Raw genomic sequence first — 16387 nt, 5'->3', positions numbered from 1 at the left:
GCGGGCAGGGGGCCCGCGCAGGCTTTCGCCGAGACTTAATGGTTGACGCAGAGGGCGACAATGCGAACGCGGCGTTGCGGCGGCCGGGCGCGACACGACGGGGTGCCGGGGAATTCCAGTTGACCCCGGCCGCAGCCGTACCGATATTCCGTCGACGACCCGGGCGCCTCGGCGACTCGGGCTTGTGCGGTTAGGCCGTCCGGCGAACGGACGTGCATGAATTCAGGCGAACCACGGGCGACGACATGGACAAGATACCCCTCACCCGCGCCGGTTACGAGAAGATCGACGCCGAACTGAAGCATCTCAAGTCCGAGGAGCGTCCGGCGATCATCCGGGCCATCTCCGAGGCGCGCGAGCATGGCGATCTCTCCGAGAACGCCGAGTATCACTCCGCGAAGGAGAAGCAGTCCTTCATCGAGGGCCGCATCAAGGAACTCGAGGGCGTGATGTCGCTCGCCGAGGTCATCGACCCCAAGAAACTCTCCGGCCCGATCAAGTTCGGCGCCACGGTGGAGCTGGTGGACGAGGACACCGACGAGGAGAAGACCTACCAGATCGTCGGCGAGTACGAGGCCGACATCGAGCGGGGCCGCCTGAACCTCAAGTCGCCCCTCGCCCGGTCGCTGATCGGCAAGGAAGAGGGCGACAGCGTCGAGGTCCGCACCCCCGGCGGCGATCGCACCTACGAGATCCTGAAGGTCTCCTACGTCTGAACCCGGGAAGGCCCGCGCCTTGAGCGACCACGCCCAGAGCCACGACACCGACCTCAGCCCGCTGGCCGCGGCCTCGCGGCCCGGCGGTGTGGGTCTCACCGGGACCGAGATCGTGGCGGCGGGTCTCAGCGCGATTTGGGTGCTGGCTGTCGGTGCCTTCTTCCTGATGCAGCCGCCCGCGGTCGCCCAGCAGTCCGGTGGTCTCCGCCTGGTCGTGGCGCCGATGGCCGTCTTCCTGCCCGTCGCGATGATCTGGGTGGCGGCCTCCGCCGCGCGCTCGGCCCGGCTGGTGCGCGAGGAGAGCGCGCGGCTCCAGGCCGCGATCGACGCCATGCGCAAGGGCTATGTCGAAGACCGCCAGGGCCGCGGCGCCGACGTGACGATGGAGCGGCGGCTGGCCGAGATCGCCTCCAGCGTGAAGCGCACCGAGGCGCTGCTTTCCGAGCGGGCCGCGCCGCAATCCGCGCCGGCTCCCGCCCCCGAGCCCGCCGCGCAAGAGCGGGTCGAGGAACAGCCGACGCTGGCCTTCGCGCCGGCCCCGGAGGACACCGCGCCGCCGCTCGACCGGATCGACCTGATCCGCGCGCTCAACTTCCCCGATACCGACCAGGACCACGAGGGATTCGCGGCGCTCAAGCGGGCGCTCAAGGACAGGCAGGCGCGGCAGCTGATCCAGGCGAGCCAGGATGTGCTCACCCTGCTGAGCCAGGATGGCATCTACATGGACGACCTGCGCCCCGATCTCGCCCGCCCCGAGGTCTGGCGGCGCTTCGCGCAGGGCGAGCGCGGCCGGGCCATCGGCGATCTGGGCGGCGTGCACGACCGCACCAGCCTCGCGCTCTCGGCGGCGCGGATGCGCGAGGACACGATTTTCCGCGACGCGGTGCACCACTTCCTGCGCCGCTTCGACCAGATGCTCACCGCGTTCGAGCCCGAGGCCTCCGACGAGGAGGTCGTCGCGATGTCGGACACCCGGACCGGCCGTGCCTTCATGCTGCTCGGCCGGGTCACCGGCACCTTCGACTGACCGAAGCTCAGATCGCCAGCAGCAGCCCCGCATAGACCGCGGCCGCCCCGATGAAGGGCAGGAACCGGCTCTCGCGTTCCTCCGGCAGTTCCTCCTTGAGGACGTTCAGCACGACGCCGCCGGCGAGGAAGGCGAAGAGGAAGGCGATCCAGATCTCCGCGAGGTCCGCCACGACCCCGAGCGCCCAGCCCCCGAGGACCGCCGCCGCGAGGATCCACCGCGCGATGTGGTCGTAGCGCGCCTTGTGATCCTCCCGCAGGCCGAAATCGCTCGTCACGAAGTGCAGCGCCATGGCGATGCCGTAGATCGCCAGCGACCAGGCTCCCGCCTCCTCGCGGTGCAGCAGGAGATAGCCGATGATGAGGTTGTAGACGGCGAAAGACCCGATGTGCAGCCAGAAAGTCCCGGCCGCAGGCTCCGCTTCGCGGCCTCCCCGGCGGGAGGTCGCAAGGACCTTCTCCAAACCGTAGAAGGCAACGAGCCCGACCATCGCGACGAGGTAGACGAGCCCCTCCGCCGAGCGCTCGGTTGTGCCGAGCTGTTCGGCGAAGATGCCCTGGTGCGCCGCCAGTTCCGGCAGGACGTGAAGGAAGACGTAGGCGACCGCCACGCCCCCCGCGGCGGAGAGCCAGCGGCTCCGGGGCCTGCTGTCCAGAAACGCGAGCCAGCCGATGCCCAGGTGAACGAGAGCGAAGAGGCAGGCGAACAGGAAACCAAAGAGAAACATTGCCTCTCAATTCGCCGGCCGGTCGCCTGTTCCCGGACCGGCCCACGCTCCCGCCCGACCGGACGGAAGCGCGGAGGCGGTTGGCTTACCCGCCGGTCTTGTCCTGGGTCTTCGTCTCGAAGTCCTCGGCTGAGTGCCGTTCGCGCAGCTGCGTCTCGGGCTCGCCAAAGGCGCGGTTGACCATGCGGCCGCGCGCAACCGCGGGGCGGTCGTCCATCGCCTTCGCCCACCGCATGACGTTGGTGTAGCTCTCGGCCTGGAGGTACTCGGCGGCGTCGTAGACCCGGCCCAGCACCAGCTGCCCGTACCACGGCCAGGTCGCCATGTCGGCGATGGTGTACTCGGGCCCCGAAAGCCACTCGTTCTCGGCCAGTTGCCGGTCGAGCACGTCGAGCTGGCGCTTGGTCTCCATCGTGAAGCGGTTGATTGGGTATTCGAACTTCTCGGGGGCATAGACGTAGAAGTGGCCGAAGCCGCCTCCGAGATAGGGCGCGGAGCCCTGCAGCCAGAACAGCCAGTTCAGCGTCTCGACCCGCTGCTGCCCCGAAGGTGCGAGGAAGGCGCCGAACTTGTCCGCCAGGTGCAGCAGGATCGCGCCGGATTCGAAGACGCGGACAGGCTCGCCGCCGCTGCGGTCGACGAGGGCGGGGATCTTGGAGTTCGGGTTGGCCTCGACGAAACCCGAACCGAACTGGTCGCCCTCGCCGATGTCGATCAGCCAGGCGTCATACTCCGCGCCGCTGTGGCCTGCAGCGAGCAGCTCCTCGAACATGATGTTCACCTTCACGCCGTTGGGCGTGGCCAGCGAGTAGAGCTGGAACGGGTGCTCGCCGACCGGCAGCTCCTTGTCGTGGGTCGGTTCGGCGATCGGCCGGTTGGTCTTGGCGAAGCGGCCCCCGCTCTCGCTGTCCCAGGTCCAGACCTTGGGCGGCGTGTAGCTGTCAGTCATCTCGTTGGTCTCCTGTGTTTCTCGACATACCTACTGGACCGAAGTCCCCGGGCAAGCGTTGCAGTGCGAGAGCGTGACCTGCGCCCGCGCACGTTGCCCCCACCGCGACCTATGGAGGAGATCATGGCTGCCACACCCCCCGTCTGCGATTTCGGCTGGAAAGCCCCCGATTTCCGCCTCTGGGGCACCGACGACCACCCCTACGAGCTCTCCGGTCTGAAAGGCGAGAACGGACTCGTGCTAGCGTTCATCTGCAATCACTGCCCCTACGTGAAGGCCGTGATCGACCGGATCGTCCGCGATGCGGGTGACCTCGCGCCACTGGGGATCGGCTTCGCGGCGATCTGCTCCAACGATCCGGAGCAGTATCCGGAGGACAGCTACGAGAACATGCAGCGCTTCGCGAAAGAGCATAAGTTCTTCTTTCCCTACCTCCACGATCCCGACCAGGAAGTCGCGAAGGCCTACGGCGCCGCCTGCACGCCCGATTTCTTCGGCTTCAACGGCGACCTGGAACTGCAATACCGCGGACGCCTCGATTCCAGCGGCAAGTCGGCCGAGGAGGGCGCCCGCCGCGAACTCTTCGAGGCGATGGAGCAGGTCGCCAAGACCGGCGAGGGCCCGCGCGATCAGACGCCGTCGATCGGCTGCTCCATCAAGTGGAAGGCCGCCTGAGTTCGGTTGATTTGTTCTGGCCCGGCGGCGACATCAGCCGGGACCGCGAAGAGGTGGGGCACGCGCCATGACAGAAATCGATACGGCGCAAGGCCATCCAGTCGAGGACATCGTGAACCGGCTGTCGGAGATCGCCGAGCAGGAGACGGTCACGCTGCGCCAGCTGGTGGAAGCCTTCGGGACCGCGTCCTTCGTGCCCGCCCTCATGGTCCCCGCGCTGCTCGTGGTGTCTCCGCTCTCGGGCATCCCGGTCTTCTCGTCGGTCTGCGGACTGACGATCGCGCTCATCGCGCTCCAGCATCTCTTTTCGCGAGATCACCTCTGGCTGCCCGAATTCCTGATGAAGCGGACGCTCAAGGGGCACCAGCTGCGCGATGCCATGAACCATATCCGCAAGATCGCGGCCTGGATCGACCGCCACAGCAAGGACCGGCTGAAGCTGCTGACCCGCAAGCCCGGGGTCTACGTCCCGCGAGCCCTGGCCGTGCTCTGCGGCGCGGCGATGCCATTTCTGGAGCTCGTGCCCTTCTCGTCCTCCATCCTCGGGGCCGCGACTCTGCTCTTTGCCGTCAGCTTCCTGGCGCGTGACGGGGTCTATGCGCTCGCCGGGATCGCCGTGATGACCGTCGCCGCCTCGGTCCCCGCCTTCGTCCTCAATTCGGTCTTCGGGAGCTGAGGTTCTGGTCTGTCATAAATGTATGATGTAATATCATTACGTATCCCGTGACGCAGACCTGACCGGAGACCCCAGTGAAATATCTTGCCCTTGCCGCCCTTCTCGTGCCCGCCGCCGCCTTCGCGCAGGAGGACGAGGACCATGTCGCCGAGCGCGACGGATTGCGGATCCTCCATGCCTGGACGACGGCGACCGAACGCGGCCCGGCTCAGGTCTACATGCTGATCGAGAACGAGACCGGGGAGACGGTCGTCCTGACGGGGGCCCGGGTCGGCGAGGCGGAGGCCGCGCTCATGGCCGGTCAGCTCTCCGGCGGCGGAGATGCCGAAATCTTGCCGATGATGGAGGTCGCCGCCGATTCCGACTTCGACCTCGCGCCCGGAGAAGTGTATCTTGAACTCGACGAGCTCCCGGCGCCGCTGGCCGAGGGGGATCACCTGGAGATGGAGCTGCGCTTTGACGGGATCGAACCGCTGGACGTCGAGGTCGAGGTTTTCGAGGACGGCACTCTGGAGCATCCTCACGCTGGCCACGCTCACTAGCGCTCCTGCGCTCGCGGTCGGCTGGGAAGAGATCGCGGGCGTCGGCTACACCGAGGTCGTCGAGGGCGACGACTGGAGCGTCGAGAAGGAGTATCCCGAGGCGCTCGCCGCGGCGGCCGGGCAGGAGATCACGATCTCGGGCTTCTACGTGCCGATCGAGGCGCAGGCCTACGTCACCAATTTCCTGCTCGTTCCCGATCCGGCGGACTGCCCCTTCTGCGGCAGTTCGGGCTACGGCATCTCGCTGGAGGTCCACGCGGCGGAACCCATGCCCGACCTGCCGGAGGCCACCGAGCTCACGCTGACCGGAACGGTCGAGCTCGTGGACGATCCCTATACCTACCAGGCCCTGCGGCTGGTCGAGGCGCGGCCCGAACCGCTGAGCTGACCCCTGGAAACGACAAACCCCCGGGCGGGTCGCCACGGGGGTCGTCAAACACCAAAGTGTTCAGTCACGCTTCTTCAGAGAAGCCCTTCGCGCTGGGCTTTCTTCCGGGCAAGCTTGCGCTGGCGGCGGATGGCCTCGGCCTTCTCGCGCGCCTTCTTCTCGGACGGTTTCTCGAAATGCTGCCGAAGCTTCATCTCGCGGAACACGCCCTCGCGCTGAAGCTTCTTCTTCAGAGCCCGAAGCGCCTGGTCGACATTGTTGTCGCGAACACTGACCTGCATGTGGGTGTCACCACCTTTCCGTGTTGGAGTTGCAAGACTTTGCAGGAGGTGGCCCTATAGCAAGGGCCTCCTATGTTGTCGAGTCCCAAGCAAGCCAGTCCCGGGAGAGTTCCATGACCGTCACGACCGACCCCGCCCGCGAAACGCTGCTCGATGCGATCCTGCCCCACGTGGCCTTCGACGGCTGGTCCGAGGCCGCCTTCCGCGCCGCCGCCAGGGACGCGGAAATGGAGCTGCGGGAGGCGCGCGCGGTTGCGCCCCGGGGGGCCGTGGACCTCGCCTCCGACTTCCACCGCCGCGGCGACCGGCAGATGGCCGAGGCGCTTCGCGCCGAGCGGCTGGACGACATGCGCTTCCGAAACAAGGTGGCCCGCGCCCTCCGCGTGAGGCTCGACGTCGCCGGCGACCGGGAGGCCGTGCGCCGCGCCTCGGCGCTTTTCGCGCTGCCGGTCCATGCCGCCGAGGGTGCGCGGCTGATCTGGGGGACGGCAGATGCCGTCTGGGAGGCGCTGGGCGACCCCTCGGACGACATCAACTGGTACACCAAGCGCGCGACGCTCTCCGGCGTCTGGACCTCGGTCGTGCTCTACTGGATGGGTGACGACAGCGTCGACCAGCAGGCCACCGACGCCTTCATCGACCGCCGGATCGAGGACGTGATGCGAATCGAGAAGATGAAGGCGCGGGTGAATGGCAACCCGATCCTGCGCCCGTTCGTTAAACCTTTCGAACACCTGGGCGGCATGGTTCGTCCCCCCGCCCGGATGCCGCCGGTCGATCTTCCCGGACACTGGTCCACGGGAGAGTAGCGGCCGAAGGAAGGGAGGAGACCATGACCGACTGGATGCATGCCGTGGAAATCGCGCACCCCGGCGGCCCGGAGGTGCTGGCCCCGTGCAATCGGCCGGTGCCCGCCCCGGGCCATGGCCAGGTGCTCCTCCGCATTGCCTACGCGGGTGTCAATCGGCCCGACGCCCTGCAGCGGGCGGGGCTCTACGCTCCGCCGCCGACCGCGTCCGACCTGCCGGGGCTGGAGGCGGCCGGGGAGGTCGCGGAGCTCGGGCCGGGCGTCACCGGGTTGAAGGTCGGCGACAAGGTCTGCGCCCTGCTGCCCGGCGGCGGCTACGCGGAATACGCCGTGACCCCCGCCGCGCATTGCCTGCCGATCCCGGAGGGCATGAGCCTCAAGGAGGCCGCCTGCCTGCCCGAAACCCATTTCACTGTCTGGTCCAACCTCGTCATGCGCGGCCACCTGACCGCCGGCGAGCGCGTGCTCATCCACGGCGGCTCGTCCGGCATTGGCACGACCGCGATCCAGATCGCCAGGGCGCTGGGCGCCCGCGTCTTCGTCACCGCCGGGACGGACGAGAAATGCGCCGCCTGCGAAGAACTCGGCGCGGAGCGCGCGATCAATTACCGCACCGAGGATTTCGTCGAGGTGATGAAGGCCGAGGGCGGGGCGCATGTCATCCTCGACATGGTCGGCGGCGACTACATCCCCCGCAATCTCAAGGCGCTCGCCGACGACGGGCGGCTGGTACAGATCGCCTTCCTCGGAGGGCCGAAGGCCGAGGTGAATTTCGCGCCGCTGATGACCCGGCGCCTGACGATGACCGGCTCGACCCTGCGGCCGCAGTCCGACGCCGCCAAGGCCGCCATTGCCGAGGAGCTTTCGACCCACGTCTGGCCTCTCCTTTGCAAGGGCCGCATCGCGCCGGTGATGGACCGCGAGTTTCCCCTCGCCGAAGCCGCCGCCGCGCACGAGCGGATGGAAAGCTCCGAGCACATCGGGAAGATCGTCCTCAAGGTGTGACCGCTTGCCGCCCCCGGCCCATGGGCTAGGGTCGCCCGCAACCCGAGATCATCAAAAGGATATCCCATGCTGGACGCCATCCCACAGATCGGCTTCGGAACCTGGCAGCGCCGGGGCGACGAAGCGACGACGACCGTCCGCGCCGCCATCGAATGCGGCTACCGCCACATCGACACCGCCCAGGCCTACGGCAACGAGGCCGAGGTCGGGAAAGGCATCGCCGACAGCGGCATCGCCCGCGACGACCTCTGGGTGACGACCAAGATCCAGCCCTCCGACCTCGGGCCCGGGCAGGTCCGGCCCAAGACAGAGGAGAGCCTCGAGAAGCTCGGCCTGGAGCAGCTCGACCTGCTGCTCGTCCACTGGCCCGCGGTCGACGGCCAGTACGAGATGGAGGACTACCTCGGCCAGTTCATGGAGGTGCAGGACGCCGGGCTGACGCGCAAGATCGGCGTGTCGAACTTCACGATCGCCTACATCGACCAGGCGCTCTCGATCCTGGGCGACCGAGAGCTGACGACCAACCAGGTCGAGCTGCACCCCTTCCTGCGTAACGGTCCCATCGTCGAGCACTGCAAGTCCAAGGGCATCCCGCTCACCGCCTATTCGCCGCTCGCCCGGGGCGAGATCGCCGAGGACGCCGTGATCAAGTCCATCGCCGGAGAGCTGGAGGCGACCGAGGCTCAGGTCGTGCTCGCCTGGCTGATGGCCAAGGGCATCATCGTCATCCCGACCTCGTCGAAGTCCGAGCGGATCGAGGCGAACCTCAAGGCGACCGAGATCCAGCTGACGTCGAAGCAGATGATGACCATGGACGGTCTGCACCGGAACGAGCGGCTCATCTCCGGGCCGCACGCCCCCGAATGGGACGAGGAATGAGCACGCCGCCCTTCACTCTCGCGGGCATCGACCATGTCGTCTTCCTCGTGGACGACATGGACCGCGCGCTGAAGTTCTACCACGGTGTGCTGGGCTGCCAGCCCGGCTACTCCTACCCCGCGATGGGGATGGAGCAGGTCTGGGCAGGCAACTCGCTGATCGTCCTCTGGGACACCTCCCACCCCGGCGCGGCCTCGGCCGTGCCGCCGGTGGCGGGTGGGCGCAACGTGGATCACGTCTGCATCGCCACCTCGCCCTTCGCGCCCGACGACCTGCGCGCCCATCTCGCCGCCTACGGCGTGGAGATCGAGCGCGAGGCCCAGCACGGCGGGGCCCGGGGCATGGGCTTCTCGGCCTACATCCGCGATCCCTTCGGCAACAAGCTCGAGATCAAGGGACCGGCGGAGTACCCGGACGGGCGCGCTCAGCCGTAGCTGACCGCCTTTCGGTAGAGGTGCCAGGTGGCGTGACCCAGGACGGGCAGCACGACCACCAGCCCGATCAGCAGCGGGATCGACCCGAGCAGCAGCGAGACCGCCACGATCGCGCCCCAGGCGCCGATCACGCGCGGGTTGGCGCGGGCCACCTCGATCGAGGTCACGATGGCCCGCGGCACGCCGACCGCCTTGTCGAGGAGCATGGGGAAGGAAACCACGCTCGTCGCCAGCACGAGCAGCGCGAAGAGGGTGCCGACCCCGACGCCCAGGATCAGCATCGCCCATCCCGCGCCCGTGGTGAACACGGACCCCAGGAACGAGCCGAGCGACTCCGGCGTCTCGGGGCCCAGCGTCAGCTCCCAGATCGCCCAGGCAGCCAGGAGCCAGATCCCGAAGATTGCCGCATGGGCGAGCCCGAGCACCACCAGCGCCGAGAAGCGCGGCCGCCCGATCAGCCCCAGCGCCGCGCCCCAGCTCGGGTCCTCGCCCGCCTCGATCCTCCGGCTCATCTCGTAGAGCCCGACCGCCGCCAGCGGCCCCAGCAGCGCGAAGCCCGCGAAGAGCGGGAAGAGCAAGGGCAACAGGGCTTCGTTGAGGCCGATGCCCGCGAGGATCAGCCCGATCACCGGGTAGATCGCGACCAGCATCAGCACGTCGGCGCGCACTGCCTGGAAATCCGCGACGCCGCGTCGGAGGCTGTCGCGCAGGTCCTCCATCGTCAGGATGTTGATCTGAACAGAGGACGGTGGCGCGCCGCCGATGCGCTCCATCGAGGTGGTGACGTGTCCGGCAGCACCGCTGAGCGTCTGGGCTGTCCAGCTGAGGGGGTTTCCGATCGTCCGTGGCATATCCGGCCTCCCGATCCGAGTGGAGCGGCCGATGCGCACGGGACTCGGGCCGCGCGAAACGGCCTCTATGGACTCAGATAACACGGATTTTCCCGCCGTCACCTAGCGGAAAACGGCGTCATCGCGGCGGTGTCATCAGCGCGTCGGTCAGAGCGCAGTCCCGGCGCACGTCGCTGCCGCAGACGCGGAATTCCAGTTCGCGGGTCAGGCAGATGCGCACCTCCTGGATGTGCCCCTCGCGACAGGTCACGGTGATGCCGTCGGGCGAGAGATCAGGGTTCTCTTCAAGGAAGGCCTCCTCGACCACCGAGGCCGGGAGCCGCACGGGCCGCTGCAGCCGGCGGAAGATCGGCGGGCGGGTCACCGTCTGGAAGGCGGCGCGGGAGCGCGCGAGGTAGTCCTCCGCCGAGAGCCCCGAGCACGTGCCGTGCTTCTCCCACTGGTACTGGACGAGGCCCGGTGTCCCCGTGATATCGAGCATGGCCTCGGCCGCCCGGCGCGTTGGCGGCGTTTCGGCCGTCTCGCAGTAGTCCGGCCAGCCCCGGTCATACTGCGGCCAAAGGCCGTGCAGGGCCCAGCCGTAGTCGCGGCTCTCGTCGCATTGCGGCGAGTCCCTGGCGTCACCCTCCAGCGCGCACCAGTTTGCGGACCAGGAGAGGGCGAGGACGTAGTAGTCGAACTCGCCCGCCCGGTCCTGCGCGGCGAGCGGAGCGGGGACGAGAAGCGACAGGATCGTGAGCAGGCGGCGCAGCATCAAGGTCTTTCCATCCGGGGCCGGGCCGACTATATAGCGCGCGAGTTCCCCGACAACGAGAACCGGCGCCGCCCGCGGCGCGCCCCTTCCGGGGCAGGGGATGACCGTATGCGCTAAGGAGGCAAGGGACATGGCCGACAAGCCGCTCATGGCCAAGGCCACCGCCGTCTGGCTGGTGGACAACACGACGATCAGCTTCAAGCAGATCGCGGATTTCTGCGGCCTGCACGAGCTCGAGGTGCAGGGCATCGCCGACGGCGACGTCGCCGCCGGGGTGAAGGGCTTCGACCCGATCGCCAACAATCAGCTCACCCAGGACGAGATCGACAAGGCCGAGAAGGACCCGCAGCACAAGCTGAAGCTGAAGTTCAACCCGGCCTCCGTGGGCGAGGAAAAGCGCCGCGGGCCGCGCTACACGCCGCTGTCGAAGCGGCAGGACCGGCCGAACGCCATCCTGTGGCTGGTGAAGTTCCACCCCGAGCTGGCCGACGCGCAGATCTCCAAGCTGGTGGGCACCACCAAGCCGACGATCCAGTCGATCCGCGAGCGCACCCACTGGAACATCAGCCAGATGGAGCCGATCGACCCCGTCGCGCTGGGCCTCTGCAAGCAGACCGAGCTCGACGCCGCGGTCGCCAAGGCCGCCGAGCGCAAGGCGCGCGAAGGCGAGGTGATGACGGACGACGAGCGGCGCAAGCTGGTCTCGACTGAGCAGTCCCTGTCGATGGAGGCCGAGCCCAAGATGCCGACGGCGATCTCCGGCCTCGAGAGCTTCACGCTTGGCGAGGACAAGTCCGGCCAGGACGACGAAGACGAGCCCAGGCACGACGAGAACATCGACGCGGACTCGCTCTTCAACCTACCCGAGAGCTCGGACGACGACGAGGAGGAGGACAGCGGCGAGCGCCGCTGACCTTCGGACCGCCTACCTGTAGACCTTGTCGATGGTGTCGAAGGCCCCGTCGGCATGGTCCTCGCAGAAGAGTTTGTGGTCGGCCTTCAGCCGGTCGGCCGCCTCTTCAGCGAAGCGCATGATGTCATTCACGAAAAGCTTGCGCGGACGCGCCGCCTCGACGATCGAGGGTTCGAGGTCGTAGTCGATCTTGCCCAGGTCGTCGGACAGCGCGTGCGACTGCGCCAGGGCCGCGCCGCAGACCTCGGCGTAGTCCTTCCAGGTGGAATAGCTCAGGTCGTCGAGGTCGATGTCGTCCCGGAAGGGGGCGCGCTCCCGGCTCATGAAGCTGTCGCCGTCGATCTCGACGGCACCGTAGAAGATGTCGCCGTGGGCCAGTTGCACCCGCTGACCGTGCACGATCCGGTCGGCCTTGTCTCCGGCGGTGAACTCGGTCGGCGGCGTGAGCCCCTCCAAGGCCGAGCGGCGGGCGCGCTTGAACTCGATGATGATGTCGTCGGTAGCGTTCTTCGAAGGCCCCTCGATCAGGACATAGTAGCGCGGCAGGCCGAGCGACGCGGTGCCCTGTCCGTGGCGCACGCAGACGTCCTTGACCCTGAGCTCGCCGGCGCGGTCGGGCTTGCTGAAGCCCTTGCGCCGAGCGAGCGTGTTGACCGCCTTCTGGAAGGTCTCGATCTCATCCGAGAGAGGCTGCAGTTCGTCGTTGGGACGAAAGCCCTCGCCGGAGGGCTTGAGATAATCGTCCCAGAGCCACTCCTCGCGGTCTTCCCAAGCCTCCTGGAAGAGCCGACGGATGACCTTGGGCGAATTGTCCATCCGGTAGGCGTCGTTCTTCTCGGTGGCGTTCTTGGCGTAGTTCTCCATCGCGGCGAGATAACCCTGCACGAACTTGGTCACGACCTTGCGTCGCTTCTTGCGGCTCAACTCGCCCTCCTCGCGGGCGGCGATCCAGAAGCCGGTGGCGCCGCGCTTCAGGTCCCAGGTGAAGGGCGCGTAGACCACTTCGTCGAAGTCGTTGACCCCGAAGATCGGCGCGCCGTTCTTGTCGGGCATCACGCCGAAGTTGGTCGGATGCACGTCACCAAGGGCCATGACCGTGGGCATGCTCGCATCCTGGCCCACCATGTCGCGGTAGAAGAGCAGGGCAGTGCCGCGGAAGAACTTGAAGAAGTTGCCCGAGAGCTCGTCGAACTTGTCCTTCGCGCCCGAGGATTGCTCCTCGATCCGTGTGGCGTGGTCCTCGCGCAGGGTGGACCGGACGTGCTCGCGCCGCGCCTGGCCCGTGAGCTGGACGGGAAGCGTGACGGCCTCGCCGGCGCTGATGCGGGTGGAGAGCTCGCGGAAGGCTTCGACGCGGCCCTGGGCCTTGCGGACCGTCTTGATCTCGGGGCTTTCCTCCTTCTTCGAGGAGCCGGATTCTGTCTTCGCGCGGCCGCCACGGCTGCGGTTGTCGGTCTTGCGCGTCGTCGTCTTGCCCTGGGTCATCGGAGCCCTCGCTTGGTCATCGGTCAATCGGCCCTAACGCAAGGGGAGGCGCGGACGTTCCTCTGACCGCGCGGTGCCGCCCTGCGGGCGGCGCCGGGCAAGCCCGCCCCGCCGCTGCGCGGCCGGACGGGCGGGTCGGGGGACGCCGTCCCCCTCTTGGCCGCGGGCGCGGCCAATTCACCCCCTGAGGTATTTGCTTGCCAGATGAAGGGGATCAGAGCGCCTTGCGGGCGCTCAGGGCGGCGGTGATGGTGCCGTCGTCGAGGTAATCGAGCTCGCCGCCCACGGGCACGCCCTGCGCGAGCGAGGTCACCGAGACGCTCTCACCGAGCTCGTCGGCGATGTAGTGGGCGGTGGTCTGACCGTCGATCGTGGCGCCCAGGGCGAGGATCACCTCGCGGACGTCCTCGGCCGCGATCCGGTCGCGGAGTTGGGGGATGCGCAGCTCCTCGGGGCCCGTGCCGTCGAGTGCCGAAAGCGTGCCGCCCAGGACGTGGTATCGGCCCGTGAAGACCTGCGCGCGTTCCATAGCCCAGAGGTCGGCCACGTCCTCGACCACGCAGATCTGGCCATTCGCGCGCTTCTCGCTCTCGCAGATCGGGCAGATGTCGCCGGTGGCCAGGTTGCCGCAGTTCAGGCATTCGCGGATCGTCCGGCCGACCTCGGCCATGGCCTCGGCCAGCGGCATCAGAAGCACCCCGCGCTTCTTGACGAGGTGCAGCACCGCCCGGCGGGCCGAGCGCGGGCCGAGCCCCGGCAGCTTGGCCATGAGCTCGATCAGCGTCTCGATCTCTGTCCCTGCGTCAGCCACGGGGCGCGCGTCCGCGGTCACGCGCTCAGAACGGCAGCTTCATGCCCGGGGGCAGACCCATGCCCTCGGTGAGCTTGCCCATCTCGGACTGCATCTTTTCCTGCGCGCGGGATTGCGCGTCCTTGATCGCGGCGAGGATCAGGTCCTCGACGACCTCCTTCTCGTTGGGGTCGAAGATCGAGGGGTCGATGTCGAGCCCGGTCAGCTCGCCCTGGACGGTCGAGGTCGCCTTCACCAGCCCCGCCCCGCTTTCGCCGGTGACCTCCATGCGGGCGAGCTCTTCCTGCAGCTCGGCCATCTTGGTCTGCATTTCCTGTGCGGATTTCATCATCTTGGCCATGTCGCCAAGACCGCCCATTCCCTTGAACATCGTCGGATCTCCTGCGTGTTTCCCCAGATATCGCAACGCCCGGTCCCGCCAGCAAGGGGCGGGGGCCGGTTATCGCCCGCGATGCCCCTCAGTCTTCCTCGAAGGGATCCCATTCCTCGGAGACCTCCGGCAGGGCCTCGACTTCGGCGGACTGCGCGATCTCCTGGCGCGAGCGGACCTCCGTGATCCGGGCCCCGGGGAAGGCGCGCAGCACCTCCTGCACGAGCGGGTGGGTCTCGGCCTCGGACTTCAGGGCGCGCTCGGCGGCCTCGCGCTCTTCGGCGATGGTGGGCGCGCCACCCTGGCTGACGGTGACCGCCCAGCGGTTGCCGGTCCAGGCCTGAAGGCGCGAGCCCAGCTTGGAGGCGAGATCGGGCGCGGCGTCCTCGGTGGGCTCGAACTCGATCCGGCCGGGGGCATAGGAGACGAGGCGGAGATTGGTTTCCACCTCCACCAGCAATTTCACGTCGCGGTGGCGGCGGATCAGCTCGACGACGTCCTCGAAGCGCGCGTAGCGGGCGAGGGCGCTCTCGGCCCGGACCGCGAGCGTTCCGTGCGAGGTGGGTCCGGACGGCCCGGGATGCGTGGGGCGGGGCTGTGGCTGGCCGCGCGCCTCGGCGCCCGGGGCGGCCTGCGGCGGCGCGGCGCCGGGGCCCGGCGGGGGAGGCGGCGGCGGGCCGTCGCCCAGCTTGCGCACCAGTTCCTCCGGGGTCGGCAGGTCGGCGACATGGGTGAGGCGGATCACCGCCATCTCGGCGGCCATCATGCCGTTGGGCGCGGTGGCCACCTCCTCCAGTGCCTTGAGCAGCATCTGCCAGAGCCGAGTGAGCACGCGCATGGGCAGCGCCTCGGCCATCTGCCGGCCGCGGTCTCGCTCCTCGGGCGAGACGGTCGGGTCCTCGGCGGCCTCCGGCGTGATCTTGATTATCGAGACCCAGTGGCAGATCTCGGCGAGGTCGCGCAGCACCGCCATCGGGTCGGCGCCGTCGGCGTATTGCGCGGCGAGCTCGGAGAGGGCGCCGCCTGCGTCGCCCTTCAGGATCATGTCGAAGAGGTCGAGGACGCGGCCGCGATCGGCGAGGCCCAGCATCGCGCGGACCTGCTCGGCGGTGGTCTCGCCCGCCCCGTGCGAGATCGCCTGGTCGAGCAGGCTCTCGGCGTCGCGGGCCGAGCCCTCGGCGGCGCGGGTGATCAGGGCGAGCGCCTCGTCGGTGATCTCGGCACCCTCGGCGTCGGCGATGCGGCGCAGGAGCGCGATCATCACCTCGGGCTCGATCCGGCGCAGGTCGAAGCGCTGGCAGCGCGAGAGGACCGTGACCGGGACCTTGCGGATCTCGGTGGTCGCGAAGATGAACTTCACGTGCTCGGGCGGTTCCTCCAGCGTCTTGAGGAGCGCGTTGAACGCGCTCGTCGAGAGCATGTGGACCTCGTCGATGATGTAGATCTTGTAGCGGGCCGAGGCCGCCCGGTAGTGCACGCTGTCGATGATCTCGCGGATATCACCGACGCCGGTGCGGGAGGCGGCGTCCATCTCCATGACGTCGACGTGCCGGCCCTCCATGATCGCGCGGCAGTGCTCGCATTCGCCGCAGGGATCGGTCGTCGGTCCGCCCTGGCCGTCGGGGCCGATGCAGTTGAGACCCTTGGCGATGATCCGGGCGGTGGTCGTCTTTCCGGTGCCGCGGATGCCGGTCATGATGAAGGCCGAGGCGATACGGCCCGCCGCAAAGGCATTCTTCAGGGTCCGCACCATGGCGTCCTGGCCCACGAGATCGGCAAAGGTCTCGGGGCGGTACTTGCGGGCGAGCACCTGGTAGGCGGCGGCGTCGGACATGGGGGCTCCGGTCAGGGACCGGGCCAATCTAGGGGGCCGGCGCGCCGAGGTCCACCGGCAGGCGTGCCCTCCGGACGGTGGGGCAGGGAGTCCTTAACCCAGGGGCGCTAGACCGTGTCGCGAACGTTCCGCGAGGGGTGACGCCCTCGCGCCATATGGCAACTCGTGGCAGCCGGCGCCCCAGGGGCGCAGGTCCAGCGCGACGTGACCTTGGGGGGCTTGGCATCCCTCCACGGCCCGCCCCGCGAGGCGGATGACCTGA

20 protein-coding genes are annotated in these 16387 nt (G+C 68.4%); 11 read left to right on the top strand and 9 right to left on the bottom strand.

Features of this window, described 5'->3' with window-relative positions; translation table 11 throughout:
* Positions 1-245: 245 nt before the first annotated feature.
* On the top strand, positions 246-716 hold the full coding sequence (gene greA, locus F3S47_RS18460) for a transcription elongation factor GreA (protein WP_150446790.1): 471 nt from the start codon (positions 246-248) through the stop codon (positions 714-716).
* A gap of 19 nt (positions 717-735) precedes the next feature.
* Positions 736-1743, top strand: a complete 1008-nt coding sequence (locus tag F3S47_RS18455; RefSeq protein WP_223877881.1) for a hypothetical protein — start codon at positions 736-738, stop codon at positions 1741-1743.
* A gap of 7 nt (positions 1744-1750) precedes the next feature.
* Here F3S47_RS18455 and F3S47_RS18450 read toward each other — a convergent pair whose 3' ends face one another.
* Complete coding sequence (locus F3S47_RS18450; protein WP_150446789.1) at positions 1751-2470, bottom strand: ZIP family metal transporter; 720 nt, start codon at positions 2468-2470, stop codon at positions 1751-1753.
* 85 nt (positions 2471-2555) lie between these two features.
* Positions 2556-3419: a glutathione-dependent disulfide-bond oxidoreductase gene (yghU, locus tag F3S47_RS18445; protein WP_150446788.1), complete on the bottom strand. Its 864-nt coding sequence runs from the start codon at positions 3417-3419 to the stop codon at positions 2556-2558.
* Positions 3420-3542: 123 nt separating this feature from the next.
* On the opposite strand from yghU, the gene F3S47_RS18440 reads away from it, so the two are divergent.
* The 4 genes from F3S47_RS18440 (at position 3543) to F3S47_RS18425 (ending at position 5700) form a co-directional block, all read left to right on the top strand.
* A complete protein-coding gene (locus tag F3S47_RS18440; protein ID WP_150446787.1) occupies positions 3543-4094 on the top strand; it encodes a thioredoxin family protein in 552 nt (183 codons plus the stop codon).
* Between the two features lie 67 nt (positions 4095-4161).
* A complete protein-coding gene (locus tag F3S47_RS18435; RefSeq protein ID WP_150446786.1) occupies positions 4162-4770 on the top strand; it encodes an exopolysaccharide biosynthesis protein in 609 nt (202 codons plus the stop codon).
* A gap of 74 nt (positions 4771-4844) precedes the next feature.
* On the top strand, positions 4845-5312 hold the full coding sequence (locus F3S47_RS18430; protein WP_150446785.1) for a copper chaperone PCu(A)C: 468 nt from the start codon (positions 4845-4847) through the stop codon (positions 5310-5312).
* On the top strand, positions 5227-5700 hold the full coding sequence (locus tag F3S47_RS18425; protein WP_150446784.1) for a DUF3299 domain-containing protein: 474 nt from the start codon (positions 5227-5229) through the stop codon (positions 5698-5700). The genes F3S47_RS18430 and F3S47_RS18425 overlap by 86 nt, the downstream gene beginning before the upstream one ends.
* A gap of 74 nt (positions 5701-5774) precedes the next feature.
* On the opposite strand, the gene rpsU is transcribed toward F3S47_RS18425, so the two are convergent.
* The gene (rpsU, locus tag F3S47_RS18420; RefSeq protein WP_018302784.1) at positions 5775-5981 is read right to left on the bottom strand and encodes a 30S ribosomal protein S21; all 207 of its coding nucleotides are present in this window, start codon (positions 5979-5981) and stop codon (positions 5775-5777) included.
* Positions 5982-6094: 113 nt separating this feature from the next.
* On the opposite strand from rpsU, the gene F3S47_RS18415 reads away from it, so the two are divergent.
* The 4 genes from F3S47_RS18415 to F3S47_RS18400 all read left to right on the top strand — a co-directional run bounded on the left by F3S47_RS18415 (position 6095) and on the right by F3S47_RS18400 (position 9107).
* On the top strand, positions 6095-6790 hold the full coding sequence (locus F3S47_RS18415; RefSeq protein WP_150446783.1) for a COQ9 family protein: 696 nt from the start codon (positions 6095-6097) through the stop codon (positions 6788-6790).
* 23 nt (positions 6791-6813) lie between these two features.
* Positions 6814-7794, top strand: a complete 981-nt coding sequence (locus tag F3S47_RS18410) for an NAD(P)H-quinone oxidoreductase (RefSeq protein ID WP_150446782.1) — start codon at positions 6814-6816, stop codon at positions 7792-7794.
* 66 nt (positions 7795-7860) lie between these two features.
* The gene (locus F3S47_RS18405) at positions 7861-8673 is read left to right on the top strand and encodes an aldo/keto reductase (RefSeq protein WP_150446781.1); all 813 of its coding nucleotides are present in this window, start codon (positions 7861-7863) and stop codon (positions 8671-8673) included.
* On the top strand, positions 8670-9107 hold the full coding sequence (locus F3S47_RS18400; protein ID WP_150446780.1) for a VOC family protein: 438 nt from the start codon (positions 8670-8672) through the stop codon (positions 9105-9107). The genes F3S47_RS18405 and F3S47_RS18400 overlap by 4 nt, the downstream gene beginning before the upstream one ends.
* On the opposite strand, the gene F3S47_RS18395 is transcribed toward F3S47_RS18400, so the two are convergent.
* Positions 9098-9958: a DUF2189 domain-containing protein gene (locus F3S47_RS18395; RefSeq protein ID WP_150446779.1), complete on the bottom strand. Its 861-nt coding sequence runs from the start codon at positions 9956-9958 to the stop codon at positions 9098-9100. The genes F3S47_RS18400 and F3S47_RS18395 overlap by 10 nt on opposite strands.
* A gap of 118 nt (positions 9959-10076) precedes the next feature.
* Positions 10077-10712 carry a ribonuclease T2 family protein gene (locus F3S47_RS18390; protein WP_150446778.1) on the bottom strand — a complete coding sequence of 212 codons (636 nt, stop codon included), beginning with the start codon at positions 10710-10712 and terminating at the stop codon, positions 10077-10079.
* 130 nt (positions 10713-10842) lie between these two features.
* Between F3S47_RS18390 and F3S47_RS18385 the strand changes: the two genes are divergently transcribed.
* A complete protein-coding gene (locus tag F3S47_RS18385; protein ID WP_150446777.1) occupies positions 10843-11625 on the top strand; it encodes a DUF1013 domain-containing protein in 783 nt (260 codons plus the stop codon).
* A gap of 12 nt (positions 11626-11637) precedes the next feature.
* Here the strand turns inward: F3S47_RS18385 and F3S47_RS18380 are convergent, their stop codons facing one another.
* The 4 genes from F3S47_RS18380 to F3S47_RS18365 all read right to left on the bottom strand — a co-directional run bounded on the left by F3S47_RS18380 (position 11638) and on the right by F3S47_RS18365 (position 16125).
* Complete coding sequence (locus tag F3S47_RS18380) at positions 11638-13110, bottom strand: DUF2252 domain-containing protein (protein ID WP_150446776.1); 1473 nt, start codon at positions 13108-13110, stop codon at positions 11638-11640.
* 214 nt (positions 13111-13324) lie between these two features.
* Positions 13325-13921 (bottom strand): recombination mediator RecR, encoded by a 597-nt coding sequence (gene recR, locus F3S47_RS18375; protein WP_150446775.1) that lies wholly within the window; start codon positions 13919-13921, stop codon positions 13325-13327.
* Positions 13922-13946: 25 nt separating this feature from the next.
* Positions 13947-14291, bottom strand: a complete 345-nt coding sequence (locus F3S47_RS18370; RefSeq protein WP_150446774.1) for a YbaB/EbfC family nucleoid-associated protein — start codon at positions 14289-14291, stop codon at positions 13947-13949.
* An 88-nt stretch (positions 14292-14379) separates the two neighbouring features.
* Entirely contained in the window at positions 14380-16125 is a 1746-nt protein-coding gene (locus tag F3S47_RS18365) for a DNA polymerase III subunit gamma/tau (protein ID WP_150446773.1), read from the bottom strand.
* Positions 16126-16387: the final 262 nt, after the last annotated feature.

This window comes from Histidinibacterium aquaticum (assembly GCF_008710275.1).
In the GTDB taxonomy this organism is placed as follows: domain Bacteria; phylum Pseudomonadota; class Alphaproteobacteria; order Rhodobacterales; family Rhodobacteraceae; genus Oceanicola; species Oceanicola aquaticus.
Note: the sequence above shows the minus strand (reverse complement) of the source record. Positions and strands in the feature narration are given on the sequence as shown.